The 12,651-nt window shown below is 67.5% G+C and carries 8 protein-coding genes; 6 read left to right on the top strand and 2 right to left on the bottom strand.

What is annotated here, in order from left to right; all coding sequences use genetic code 11:
• Nucleotides 1-126: 126 nt before the first annotated feature.
• Nucleotides 127-240 (bottom strand): helix-turn-helix domain-containing protein, encoded by a 114-nt coding sequence (locus AC07M9_RS15955; RefSeq protein ID WP_494885057.1) that lies wholly within the window; start codon nucleotides 238-240, stop codon nucleotides 127-129.
• A 168-nt stretch (nucleotides 241-408) separates the two neighbouring features.
• Between AC07M9_RS15955 and AC07M9_RS15950 the strand changes: the two genes are divergently transcribed.
• From AC07M9_RS15950 to AC07M9_RS15925, 6 genes are all read left to right on the top strand, one after another.
• Nucleotides 409-1,032 carry a TetR/AcrR family transcriptional regulator gene (locus tag AC07M9_RS15950; protein WP_494884975.1) on the top strand — a complete coding sequence of 208 codons (624 nt, stop codon included), beginning with the start codon at nucleotides 409-411 and terminating at the stop codon, nucleotides 1,030-1,032.
• Between the two features lie 434 nt (nucleotides 1,033-1,466).
• A complete protein-coding gene (locus tag AC07M9_RS15945) occupies nucleotides 1,467-1,871 on the top strand; it encodes a hypothetical protein (protein ID WP_494884973.1) in 405 nt (134 codons plus the stop codon).
• Nucleotides 1,868-3,142 (top strand): efflux RND transporter periplasmic adaptor subunit, encoded by a 1,275-nt coding sequence (locus tag AC07M9_RS15940; RefSeq protein WP_494884971.1) that lies wholly within the window; start codon nucleotides 1,868-1,870, stop codon nucleotides 3,140-3,142. The genes AC07M9_RS15945 and AC07M9_RS15940 overlap by 4 nt, the downstream gene beginning before the upstream one ends.
• A gap of 182 nt (nucleotides 3,143-3,324) precedes the next feature.
• Nucleotides 3,325-6,510 carry an efflux RND transporter permease subunit gene (locus tag AC07M9_RS15935; RefSeq protein WP_494884969.1) on the top strand — a complete coding sequence of 1,062 codons (3,186 nt, stop codon included), beginning with the start codon at nucleotides 3,325-3,327 and terminating at the stop codon, nucleotides 6,508-6,510.
• Nucleotides 6,511-6,616: 106 nt separating this feature from the next.
• Nucleotides 6,617-8,050: a TolC family protein gene (locus AC07M9_RS15930; protein WP_494884967.1), complete on the top strand. Its 1,434-nt coding sequence runs from the start codon at nucleotides 6,617-6,619 to the stop codon at nucleotides 8,048-8,050.
• A 243-nt stretch (nucleotides 8,051-8,293) separates the two neighbouring features.
• A complete protein-coding gene (locus AC07M9_RS15925) occupies nucleotides 8,294-9,370 on the top strand; it encodes a TauD/TfdA family dioxygenase (RefSeq protein WP_494884965.1) in 1,077 nt (358 codons plus the stop codon).
• Between the two features lie 260 nt (nucleotides 9,371-9,630).
• Here the strand turns inward: AC07M9_RS15925 and AC07M9_RS15920 are convergent, their stop codons facing one another.
• Nucleotides 9,631-12,366, bottom strand: a complete 2,736-nt coding sequence (locus AC07M9_RS15920) for a TonB-dependent receptor (RefSeq protein ID WP_494884963.1) — start codon at nucleotides 12,364-12,366, stop codon at nucleotides 9,631-9,633.
• Nucleotides 12,367-12,651: the final 285 nt, after the last annotated feature.

Genomic DNA, 12,651 nt, shown 5'->3' with positions numbered 1-12,651 from the left:
CCTCTCCGGCCTTGCGCTGCGTCCCTGCCCACCGGGCAGCCGCCGCTTGCCCTACGCCGCCGGGCACGCATGCCGAAACGGCATTGCGTCACCTGTTCACCCAGTGGCCATTGCCCGCACGAGCGCTCACGCCGAAGCCGCCGCGCCGACGGTGAGCCATAGGTCCAGCCCGGTCAGGGTGATGCGCGGGGTCGAGCGCTGGAACAGCCGAACACCGAAACGCGCCTCCAAATCGTCGATCGCGCGCGCTGTCGTGGCGCCAGCCGTTCATCGATACGGGCACGATGCTGCTCCGATAAACGGAACTCAATGGAGGAGAAATTCCGCGCGCCTCTTGGCACACCTGCCGCAAATGACAGGTTCGTCACACTGGACTCAACCGGACCCCCTACCTATATACCGCTCGGTATGAAATGTTCGGAATCTTCTGCCGGCACCACGATCACCCGTGGCCGTCCGCGCGAATTCGATCCTGAGACGGCCCTCGCGGCCGCGCTGCGGGTGTTCTGGACTCGTGGCTACGAGAATGCCTCGCTGGCCGAACTTACCGAGGCGATGGGCATCACCAAGCCCAGCCTCTACGCCTGTTTCGGCAACAAGGAAGCCCTGTTCCGCAAGGCCCTCGACCTATACGAGCGCGACAAGCTGGCCTACGTGGGCCACGCGCTCAAGGCTCCCACGGCACGCAGTGTCGCTGAAAAGCTGCTGCGCGGCGCCTTGGCGACTCACTGCGGTGCCAGCGACCCTCACGGATGCCTCGGCGTCATCAGCTCGGTCGCCTGCACCAACGAGGTGGATTCGATCCGTGAACATGTGATCGCCCGCCGCGTTTCGTCCGAGGTCGCGCTTGTCGAGCGCTTCGAGCGCGCGACGGCGGAAGGCGACCTGCCCGAGGGCGTCGATCCCAAGGCCCTTGCCAGCTGCCTGACCACGGTGCTCCAAGGCCTGTCGGTCAAGGCGCAGGGCTGCGCCTGCCCCAGCGAACTGCAGGGTACGGTCGATACCTTCCTGTCCATGTGGCCCAGCCGGTAAATTCCTTCGCTCTGCCAGCGCGCGGACGAAACCCTTCGCACTTGCGAAAAAATTTTCGTTCAACGACTGTTCAGCTCTTGAAAAGCGCCTGCCAGACCTAATTTACCGGTCGGTACAGAAAGCCGCTTGACCTAAACCTCACCTGAATATATACCGCTTGGTACAGAAGGCATCCACACCGACTCGCCGCCGATAACGGTATCGTGTGGTTCCTTTCGATCCGTCGACCCCTGGGCCGGCGACCAGTGCCGCATGCCTCACGGACGGCGGCTGACAGATAGCAACAGGCGCTCGCCCGTTCGGACCCCCGTGTCCGGCACCGGACGAGTGCATCCGAAATCCTTCCGGCAGCCCCGTGCCGGAAGTCGCCCCGGTGCGCGCCCTCCCCCCGTCCCGGGGCGTGCGCCGGGGCACTCCAGGAAGGAGCACGAGACATGGCCTTCATCGACTTCACCGAAGCAGCCCACCACCCGCTGCCGGCCGCCATTTCCGCCAAGCCGGCATCGGTAATCGCCGAAGCTGTGGAGGCCCTGTCCACGCTCGAACAGCGCATTGTCGCGCTGGCCCGCGCCGACGGCCTCGACACGCTGCGCCCCCAGCGCAAGCGCGGCTGGCTTGCCCGCCTCATCCTCGGCCCGACGCCGCCTTCCGCCATGCTTGCCAACGAGCAGCTCGAGGCGCTGCGCCGCCTTGCGGTGCGCGGCTGGCATCACGGCTACACTCTCCCCGTCTCGGCGCTGAAGGAGGCCCGCGCAGCCGGCCACAGCGAGGCCAAGATCGGGGCCGTCATCGACATCATCGGCCGCAGCCGCGCGCCGTTCCGAAGGCTTGCCGCATGAATCTCGCAACATCCCTGCATATCCCGTCCGAGTACTCTCGCGACGCAGACGTCCGTACCGAACGCTCGGGGTCGCGGCGCCGGATGCCCCTCGCCATCGGCGCGCTGGCGCTGATCGCGGTGGCTGGCCTGAGCTGGAAGTTCCTCGCCCAGCCCGAGGCGGCCTCTGCACTGCCGCCGCCGGCCCTGATTACGACCGCCCAGCCGCTGCTACGCGAAGTCACCCAGTGGGACGACTACGTCGGCCGCTTCGCCCCCAGCAAGACGGTCGAGGTGCGCCCCCGCGTCTCGGGCGCGATCACGCAGATCCTGTTCAAGGACGGCGACTACGTGCAGGCCGGACAGGCCCTGTTCGTGGTCGACCAGCGCCCCTACCGCGCCGCGCTGGCAGAGGCCCAAGCCGACGCCGCCTCGGCCAGCGCCGCACTGTCGCTCGCGCGGTCCGACTACAGCCGCGTCGCCGGACTTTCCGGTGACGAGGCGATGGCCGCCAGCGAAGTCGATCAGCGGCGCTCGCGCGTCCGCGCCGCCGAAGCCGCGCTTGCCGCGGCCCAGGCCCGCGTGCGCACCCGCGCGCTCGACATGGAGTTCGCCACCGTGCGCGCGCCGATCTCGGGCCGCGTGTCCGACCGCCGCGTGGATTCGGGCAACCTCGTCTCGGGCGACAACGGCGCCAATGCGACGCTGCTGACCACGATCAACGCGGTCGATCCGATCTACTTCACTTTCGACGCATCGGAATCGCTGTTCCTCAAGACCCAGCGCGACCGGGCGGACGACACCGGCGCCGCCGCCGTCGAAGTACGGCTGCAGGACGAAACCGATTACCGGTGGAAGGGCAAGCTCGACTTCACCGACAACGGCCTCGACCCGCGCTCCGGCACCATCCGCGTGCGCGCCAGCCTGAACAATCCCGACGGGTTCCTGACCCCCGGCATGTTCGGCAACATGCGCCTCGCCAGCGGCGGCAAGGTCAAGGCCATGCTGGTGCCCGACGCGGCCGTGCGCTCGGACCAGACCCGCAAGGTCGTGATGGTCGTCGCCAAGGACGGCACCGTGGCGAGCCGCCCGGTCGAGACCGGCCCGCTCGTGGGCAACCTGCGCGTCGTCCGCAACGGCCTCAAGCCCGACGACGCAGTGGTGATCTCGAACTACCAGGCCGCGATCGCGGGCGCCCACGTCCAGACCAAGGTGGGCAGGATTGCCCCCGAAAAGGTCGGCGCGGCCCCGGCGCCCTCGGAGCAGTCCGCTGCCCAGGCAACGCTGAACTAACCGCCGCCAAACAGCCCTCCCGTTCCTGTTTCGACTTCGATCGACACGAACGGGAGGGCTGGGTTTCAAGTACTACATTTTTGATCGCGCCGATCGGCGTGCCCAACCCGCCGCGCGCAGACCCTTCTGCGCGAAGGCCCGACGCGCGCCCAGACACCGTCTGCACAGACAAGGCACCTGCCATGCGACTTTCCCGCTTCTTCATCGACCGACCGATCTTCGCCGGCGTCATCGCGGTGATCATCACCGTGATCGGCGCGCTGGCCTTCATCGGCCTGCCGGTCAGCCAGTATCCCGACATCGTCCCGCCCACGGTGACGGTCAGCGCCCAGTATCCCGGCGCCTCCGCCGAGACCGTCGCGGCAACCGTCGCCTCTCCCATCGAACAGGAGATCAACGGCGTCGACGACATGCTCTACATGGATTCGCAGTCGACCGGCGACGGCAAGGTGGTGATCACCGTCACCTTCAAGATCGGCACCGACCTCGACGCCGCGCAGGTGCTCGTCCAGAACCGCGTGGCCATCGCCACCCCGCGCCTGCCCGAGGAAGTGCAGCGCATGGGCGTGGTGACGCGCAAGACCTCGCCCGACTTCCTGATGGTCGTGAACCTGCAGTCGCCGGACGGCACCTACGACCGCGACTACCTCTCGAACTACGCGCTCACGCAGGTCAAGGACCGGCTGGCGCGCATTGAGGGCGTGGGCGACGTGCAGATGTTCGGCGCGCGCGATTACGGCATGCGCATCTGGATCGACCCGGGCCGCGCCGCCGCGATGGACCTCACCGCCGGGGAGATCGTGACCGCGCTGCGCAACCAGAACGTGCAGGTCTCGGCCGGCGCGATCGGTGCGCCGCCGTTCGACAAGGGCAACGCCTATCAGGTCGGCGTCGAGCTTCAGGGCCGCCTCGCCGACCCCGACGAGTTCGCCGACATCGTCATCCGCACCGATCCCGACGGCCACCAGGTCCGCGTGCGCGACGTCGCCCGCGTGGAGTTGGGCGCGCAGGACTACAACACCAACACCTACCTCTCGGGCAAGCCGACCGTCGTCATGGCGGTGCTGCAGCGCCCCGGCTCGAACGCGCTGGAATCGGCGCAGGCCGTGCGCGCCGAGATGGACAGCCTCGCGGCCAAGTTCCCCAAGGGCCTCGAATACTCGGTCATTTACAACCCCACCGAGTTCATCGGCCAGTCGATCGACGCGGTCTACCACACGCTGTTCGAGGCGGTGATTCTCGTCGTCCTCGTCATCCTCGTTTTCCTCCAGAACTGGCGCGCGGCGATCATCCCGATCATCGCAATCCCCGTCTCGCTGATCGGCACGGCCGTGATGCTGGCGGCCGTCGGCTACTCGCTCAACAACCTCTCGCTGTTCGGGCTGGTGCTCGCCATCGGCATCGTCGTCGACGACGCGATCGTCGTGGTCGAGAACGTCGAGCGCTACATCGAAGAAGGCCTGTCCCCGCTCGAAGCCTCGCGCCGGTCGATGGACGAAGTGTCCGGGGCGCTGGTCGCGATCGTGCTGGTGCTCTGCGCGGTGTTCGTGCCGACGCTGTTCATCGGCGGCATCTCGGGGGCGTTCTACCAGCAGTTCGCGGTCACCATCTCGACCGCGACGGTCATCTCGCTCGTCCTCTCGCTGACCCTGTCGCCCGCTCTCGCCGCCGTCCTGCTGCGTCACCGCGAGCGCGTGGCCGACACCGCGCCGCGCTGGCGCCGGGTGATGCAGGGCGCCGCCGACCGCTTCAACAACGGCTTCGAGCGCATGAGCGACCGCTATGCCCGCCTCACCGGCCGGCTGGTCGTGCTCCCGGCGCGCATGATGGCCGTCTATGGCGCGCTCATCGCCGCGACCGTCGGCCTGTTCTGGGCGACGCCGACCGGCTTCGTGCCGCAGCAGGACCAGGGCTACTTCCTCGCCGCGATATTCCTGCCCTCGGGCGCGTCGATCGAGCGGACGGACGAGGTGACGCAGGAAGTCGCCAAGAAGCTGCTGCCGATCGCCGGCATCCGCGGCGCGGTGATGTTCGCCGGGCTCCACGGCCCTTCGCGCACCGCCTCGCCGGACTCGGCCGCGATCTACTTCCCGTTCAAGAGCTTCGAGGAGCGCAACGAACTGGGCGTGACCTATGCCGGCATCATGGCCAAGGCCGCCGAAGCGATCAAAGGCTACGACAAGGCAACGATCTACCTGCTCCCGCCGCCGACCATCAACGGCATCGTCCCCGCCGGCGGCTACCGCATGATGGTGGAGGACAACGAAGGGCGCAGCTACGCCGACCTCGCAGCTGCGACCGGCGGGATGCTCGCCAAGGCCAACAAGGCCGAGGGCCTGAATCAGGTCTACACCCTGTTCGACCAGAACACCCCGCGCGTCTTCGCCGACGTCGACCGTCGCAAGGCGAACCTGCTCGGCGTTCCCCCCGAGCGCGTGTTCGAGGCCCTGCAAGTCTACCTCGGCTCGGCCTTCGTAAACGACTTCAACCTGCTGGGCCGCACCTACCGCGTCACCGCGCAGGCCGACCAGTCGCAGCGCGGGTCGGTGGCCGACATCGCCAACCTCAAGACCCGCTCCAACTCGGGCGCGATGGTTCCGATCGGCTCGGTCGCCACCTTCGAGGACAAGACCGGCCCCTACCGCGTGGTGCGCTACAACCTGCACCCGGCGATCGAGGTCGACGGCAACGTCGCCCCGGGTTACTCGACGGGCCAGGCCCTCTCCACCATGGAGAAGGTCGCCGACGAGGCGCTGCCGGCCGGCTACAGCCACGAATGGACCGGCATCGCCTACCAGCAGGCCACCGCCGGCAACACCGCCGGGATCGTGTTCGGCATGGCGGTGCTGTTCGTCTTCCTCGTGCTCGCCGCCCAGTATGAGAGCCTGACCTTGCCGCTCGCGATCATCCTGATCGTGCCGATGTGCCTCTTCGCGGCCATGCTCGGCGTGAACTTCAGGGGCATGGACAACAACATCCTGACCCAGATCGGCCTCGTGGTGCTGATCGCGCTGGCGGCCAAGAACGCGATCCTCGTGGTCGAGTTCGCCAAGCAGGCCGAGGACGAGCGCGGCATGTCTCCGGTGGAGGCCGCGATCTACGCCGCCCGCACCCGCCTGCGCCCGATCCTGATGACCAGCTTCGCGTTCATCCTCGGCGCCGTGCCGCTGGTGATCGCGCAGGGGGCGGGCGCCGAGCTTCGTCAGGCGCTGGGCACGGCGGTGTTCTTCGGCATGGCGGGCGTCACCGCGTTCGGTCTGCTGTTCACGCCGACCTTCTACGTCGTGTGCCGCAACCTCGCCATCCGGCTGGACCGTCGCCGCAAGGCCGACCGCCACGACAGCCACGCGCTGGTGCCCGCGGAATAATGCTTCGACAGGCTCAGCATGAGCGGAATCCGCTCTGCCTGAGCCTGTCGAAGGCCCCTCAAGTCCACGCCGCCGCCGATCGCGGCGAATGACAGGACATGGTTCGATGAAGAAGAATGCAATCGCGGCGCTGCTCGCCGCCACCGCCCTTTCCGCCTGCGCGGTCGGCCCCGACCACGTCGCGCCGACCCCGCCGCCCTCGGCCGAGGCACCCTTCGTGGGCGTCCAGACCGCCGAGGTCACGACCGGCGCCCCCGAGGCCCAGTGGTGGCACCTCTACGACGATCCCGTGCTCGACAGCCTCGTCACCGATGCGCTCGCCGCCAACACCGACCTTCGCGTCGCGCTGGCGCGGATCGAGCGGGCACGCGCCTCGCTGCGCGGCTCTCGCTCGCAGGCCCTGCCGCAGACCGACATCAACGGCTTGGCCACTTACGGCCGCGTCTCCGAAAGCCAGGCGCTGCCCAACGTCGACCGCGAGGGCCGCCGCGTCGACGGCGAACTCGCCATCGGCTACGAACTCGACCTGTTCGGCCGGGTCAGCCGGGGCCTCGAAGCCTCGCGCGCCGATCTCGACGCCGCGCGCGAGGATGCCGATGCGGTCCGCGTGACCGTGGTCGCCGACACCGTGCGCGCCTATGTCGACGCGCTCAGCGCCGAGGAACAGATCGACGTCGCCGAACGCACGGTGGACCTCATCGCCCGGTCGGAGCGGATCACCAACGCCCGCTTTGAGCGCGGACTCAACCAGAAGCTCGACGTCATCCGCGTCACCCAGCTTCGCGAGGAGCAGGCGGCGGCGATCCCCACGCTCGAAGCCCGGCGCGAAGCCGCGCTGTTCCGCATTGCCGTGCTCACCGGACGCACCCCGCAGGACCTTCCCGACGCCGTGCTCGCCCGCACCACCACGCCGACGATCAGCCAGCCCATCCCGGTGGGTGACGGCCGCACCCTGCTCGCCCGCCGCCCCGACGTGAAGGCCGCCGAGCGCCGCCTCGCCGCCGACACCGCCAGGATCGGCGTGGCAACGGCGGACCTCTATCCCAAGATCACGCTCAGTGGTTCGATCGGCACCACGGCGCTGGGTGCGACCGACATCTTCGGCGGCGGTCCGCTGCGCTGGCTCTTGGGCCCAATGATCTCCTGGGCCTTCCCCAACCAGGAGGCGATCCGCGCCCGCATCGGCGGCGCCCGCGCCGACGCCAAGGCCGACCTCGCGAGCTTCGACGGCACCGTCCTGCGGGCGCTCGGCGAAACCGAGACCGCTCTCTCCGCCTACCGCAACGCGCTGCTGCGCAAGGAACGCCTCGCCGCTTCGCGCGACGCGGCGAACCGCGCCGCCAACGTCAGCATGGCCCGCCAGAGCAGGGGCGAGATCGACTCGCTCGACGTGCTCGACGCCCAGCGCACGCTCGCCCAGTCGGAAGCGGACTCCGCCGCGGCGACCCGCGACGTCGCCTTTGCGCAGGTCGACCTGTTCCGGGCGCTGGGAGGAAGCTGGCAGGAGCAATCGCCGCCGCTTGCCAGCGCAGCGCGGTAGGCGGGCACGGGATTTTCCTGAAAACGCGAACCATGCGACATTCACGCAGGTCCATCCCTCGTCGAAAACCGCCGCGGCCTCGCTCATGCATGGACTTCACGCACTACCCGCTCCCCGCACTTCCTTCGGACGGCCCTGCGGGCGACCCCCGATTTTTTCGCTTCGCACATTCCCGTGCGTCCAGCATCAAGACGGGACGAACCGGCCCCGGCTAGAGTAAGGTCACGTCCCAAGGAGACCCCCATGACCGTCGCCCAGATTCCCTCCCCCGTCCTGACCGCCGCCGCCTGGCGCGGCGACAAGCTGATGGAAGGGCAGGACTGGGTCTACGAACTCAGCGAGGAACAGGTCGCCGAGCTCGAAGCGCTCGGCAAGCGCTTCCTCGATGCCGACCCCGACCTGCGCTTCGTTCAGGCAGAGGAATATCCGCTCGGCGCCTGCGCGGAGGCGGTGCAGTCGTGGCGCGACGACGTCGATTTCGGACGCGGCTTCATCCTGGTGCGCGGACTTCGCTCGGACCGGTATTCGGACGCGCTGTCCTCGGCGATCTATTATGTGCTGGGCCTGCACATGGGCGACGCCATCCGCCAGAACGAGATGGGCGACCTGCTCGACCACGTCTACGCCACCTCGGACAAGACGATGGACGATCCCACCGCCAAGTCCTCGAAGGTGCGCGACAAGCTGGTATACCATTCGGACAGCTCGGACATCGTCTCGCTGATGTGCCTGCGCGGCGCCAAGGAGGGCGGGCTGTCGTGCCTCGTCTCGGGCGCGGAGATCTACAACGAGATCCTGCGCCGCCGCCCCGACCTCGCCCACCTGCTGCTAGAGCCGTTCCACTGGGACTGGCGCCGCCAGGACCAGGAAGCGCCTTCGGACACCTATACTTCGCCGGTGGTGAGCGTGGAGGAAGGCGTGTTCTCCATGTACGCGGGCTCGCTCTATATCGTCACCGCGCAGAACTACCCCGGCGTGCCCAAGCTGACCGAGGACCAGCTCGAAGTGCTGCGCCTCTTCGACGAGATCACTTACGAGCCCGGCATGGCCATCGCCATGGACTTCCGCCCCGGCGACATCCAGTGGCTGTCGAACTACGCCGCGCTCCATTCGCGTACCGAATTCCAGGACTTCCCCGAACCCCAGCGCAAGCGCCACCTGCTGCGCCTGTGGCTGTCGAGCAAGACCAACCGCCCGGTCGTGCCCGGGTTCGGCAAGAACGGCGTCGTCCAGCACCGCGCCGAACACCGCGAGGGCAAGGAACACCCCGAGGCCCGTTTCAGCATCCGCACGATGTCGGTGCCGCGTTTGCTATCGTAAAGGACTCTCGCGCCCCGCCCCTCAACGGCGCCTGGCGCCTGGCTCCAGACCCGATACCGCGAAACTCGTCGCCTCCGGCGATGGCGCAAGGAAGCGTGGTCGCGGCCGTCGCCGGGACAACGGTTAGCGAGATTGCCGAGTTCGGCTACCGGATACCCCCGCCAACGAAAAAGGCGGGACGGCATCGCTGCCGTCCCGCCCACACCGGGAGCGCTTGGAGGATGGGCCGCTTGCGCTCGGCCCCGCCCCGGATTCTCGTATCAGTACTTCACGCGAATGCTGGCACCGTAGAACTTGTCGTCCAGGCGGATGTCGTGCGGGAAGGCGGGGGTGTCGAAGTAGCTGTAGTACTTGCCGCCGTTCACGTTCACGCCATCGACCGTGACCGTGATGTTCGGGGTTACGTCGTAGCCGACCGAGAAATCCAGGCGGCCGTTGGATTTGACTTTGTTGAACTGCACCGAGTCCGTCGAACCGGTGAGCGTGCCCGCACCGAACGCCGTCTCGTTGTAGCCCGAGCGCCAGGTGTAGACCACGCGCGCGGTGATGCCGTACTTCTCGTAAAGCGCGCCCGCGGTGTAGCTGTACTTGGAAACGCCGAGCAGCTGCTGGCCTTCGAGCAGGTCGCCCTTGGTGGTCACCTTGCTGTCCGCGAAGGTGAAGGTGCCCATCAGGCCGAAGCCGTCTAAGCCCTCGGGCAGGAAGTCGAGGAAGGCCTGGCCGGCGACCTCGACGCCCTTCAGTTCCGAGGAGCCAAGGTTGCGCGGCTGGGTGATCTGGTAGGTCTGGCCGTCGATCACCTGGATGGTGGTGTCCGGCGCCACGCGGTCCTTGAGCTTGCGCAAGTACCCCGCCACCGAGACGTAGCTCGAACGGCCGAAGTAGTATTCGGCGGTCACGTCGAAGTTGTCCGACTGCTGGGCCTTGAGGTCCGGGTTGCCGCCCGAGCCCGCCAGGATGACGTTCGGGTTGCCGCCGGGCGCCGCCAGCGACAGGCCGGGGTTGAGGTCGCCGAAGGTCGGGCGCGACATGGTCTTGGCGTACGTCGCGCGGAACTGCAGCTGGTCGTTCGCCTTGAAGCGGATGCTGGCGTTGGGCAGGACGTAGACGTCGGTGGTGTCGCGGTTGATCGGCACGAACAGGTCGCCGCCACCGGCCGCGCCGCCGATCACGCGCGAAGTACCGTCGATCGTGCGGTTGGTGCTGACCACGCGCACGCCGACGAGACCGTCGAGCAGCGACACGTCGCCGAGGTCGAGCTGGTACTTGCCCTGCATGTAGGCTGCGAAGGTCTTCTCGGCGGCGTCGTAGTTGCGCGTCGGATCCCAGTCGGGGTCGCCGGCCGGGGCGCCGTAGAGCGCGCGCAGATCATCGGTGTTGTTGAGCAGGTAGTCCGCGTTGGGCGTGTACCAGTGCTCGCCGCCGTTGATCGAGGGGATCGAGTCGGGCGAACGGACCATGAAATCCGAGGGCAGGCCGACCGACGACACCAGCGTGCCACGGTTCGGCCCCGGGAAGGCGGGGCCGCCCGCGACGGCGCGGAAAGAGCCCTTGCGGTCGCTGTAGCGCGCGCCGAACTGCATCTGGCGCAGGAAGTCGCTGTCGATGTCGTAGGCGGTTTCGAGCTTGAACGCGTACTGGCGGCTGTTGGACTTGTTGAGGTCCTGGTACAGCGTGTTCGCGAAGACGAAGCCGTCGGGGGTGCTGAGCGGATTGCCCTGCATCTGCGAGCTGCCATGGCCGTCGTCGTCCACGATCACGTCGACCGCGGTGTTGTGCTTGGCGACGTCGACGATGATCGTGCGGTTCGCATTCTTTGACTGGATGTAGCTCGCGTCGAAGACGACGTGGACGGTGTCGGTGTTCCACTTCGCGCCGCCGCCCAGCACGTACTGGTCGGTGCTCTGCTTCTTGGCCTGGGTGCTGGTCAGCGAATCGACGCCGTTGAAGGTGGCCGACTTGGCTATGCACAGGTTCTCGACCGGATCGTTGCCGCCGCCAAGGAAGCCGGCACCGTTGACCGGGGACGAGAAGCAGTCGTCACCGGCAACCCCGTTGCTGATGCTGCTCCCCGCAAACAGGTCCGCGAAGATGAAATTGGTCGCGAACTTGGAGCGGTAGCCGGTGTAGACGCCGTCGAGGTACAGCTCGAGTTCCGGGGTCACTTCCCACTGCAGCGCGGCGTTGACCTGCGGGCGGGTGTTGTGGCCGGTGTCGGTGGTGCCGCCCACGCAGGTCGGCAGGACCAGGTTCGGCGCGCCGGCCGGACCATGGTTGGACGAGCGCGGATCGCAGTTGAACGAGACCGGGCGGCTGAAGTTGTTGCGCGCGTAGGACACGTCGATCAGCGCGCCCAGGCGGCCCTCGCCCACGTCCCAGGTGTTGGCGACGAGCAGGCCGGCGGTGTAGCTGGTCTTGTCCGAGACGCGGCCGTTGTAGACGCGGCCGTTGGCGGCGATGGTCAGGCCCTTATCGAAGTTGAAGGGCTTCTGCAGCTTCATGTCGATGACGCCCGCAACGCCGCCCTCGATGAGGTTCGCCGAGTTCGACTTGTAGACGTCGATGCCGCCGATCGCTTCGGCCGGAAGATCCTGGAACGAAAAGCCGCGACCGACGCCGGTGAAGATCTCGCGTCCGTCGAGCGTGGTCAGGATGTCGCCCAGGCCGCGCACGATCGGGCTCTGGATTTCGTTGTTGAAGCCGTTGACGACCTGGACGCCGGCAACGCGCTGCAGCGCGGAGGCAACCGAGGTGTCGGGCAGCTTGCCGATGTCTTCCGCGACGATCGAATCGACGACGAGGTCCGAGTTCTTCTTGACGTTGCGCGCGGCCTCGAGGCTGGCGCGCTGGCCGGTGACGACGATCTCGTTGCCGACTTCGTCCGCGACGGTCGGTGCGGCGGCGTCCTGCGCTTCCTGCGCATGAACCAGCGGCGCCCAGGCCATCATGGCCAGGGCCGACGACGTCAGGACGAGCGAATGTGCGATGCGATTCATTTTAGGGCCTCCCTCCAAGAACAATCGGCCCCTTGATCGGGCCTTCCCGGCGCTCATACATTTCTGTTTCTGGTCCGACAAGACGTATTTGTCGTATAAATAGGTTGCCACGAAAAAAACGCAGTGGTAGCCGCTCCATCAACGCTCCCGCGAGGGCCGCTGCACGTTGCGGTCCTGATGGAAACGAGCAACTTGAGGGAGGCCGACATTTCTTCCGCCGACGACATCGCCAGCACTGGCTCCGCGACCCGCCCGACCCTGCGTTCGCGCTCTTGGTTCGACAAT

The sequence above is a fragment of the Novosphingobium sp. GW821-FHT09E05 genome, from assembly GCF_059416165.1.
This window is presented reverse-complemented; position numbering and strand designations above follow the sequence as displayed.

Excerpts from the sequence above, each read along its gene's own strand:
- AC07M9_RS15930 (WP_494884967.1), top strand. The coding sequence starts at position 6,617 with ATGAAGAAGAATGCAATCGCGGCGCTGCTCGCCGCCACCGCCCTTTCC.
- AC07M9_RS15920 (WP_494884963.1), bottom strand. The coding sequence starts at position 12,366 with ATGAATCGCATCGCACATTCGCTCGTCCTGACGTCGTCGGCCCTGGCC.
- AC07M9_RS15925 (WP_494884965.1), top strand. The coding sequence starts at position 8,294 with ATGACCGTCGCCCAGATTCCCTCCCCCGTCCTGACCGCCGCCGCCTGG.
- AC07M9_RS15940 (WP_494884971.1), top strand. The coding sequence starts at position 1,868 with ATGAATCTCGCAACATCCCTGCATATCCCGTCCGAGTACTCTCGCGAC.
- AC07M9_RS15950 (WP_494884975.1), top strand. The coding sequence starts at position 409 with ATGAAATGTTCGGAATCTTCTGCCGGCACCACGATCACCCGTGGCCGT.
- AC07M9_RS15945 (WP_494884973.1), top strand. The coding sequence starts at position 1,467 with ATGGCCTTCATCGACTTCACCGAAGCAGCCCACCACCCGCTGCCGGCC.
- AC07M9_RS15935 (WP_494884969.1), top strand. The coding sequence starts at position 3,325 with ATGCGACTTTCCCGCTTCTTCATCGACCGACCGATCTTCGCCGGCGTC.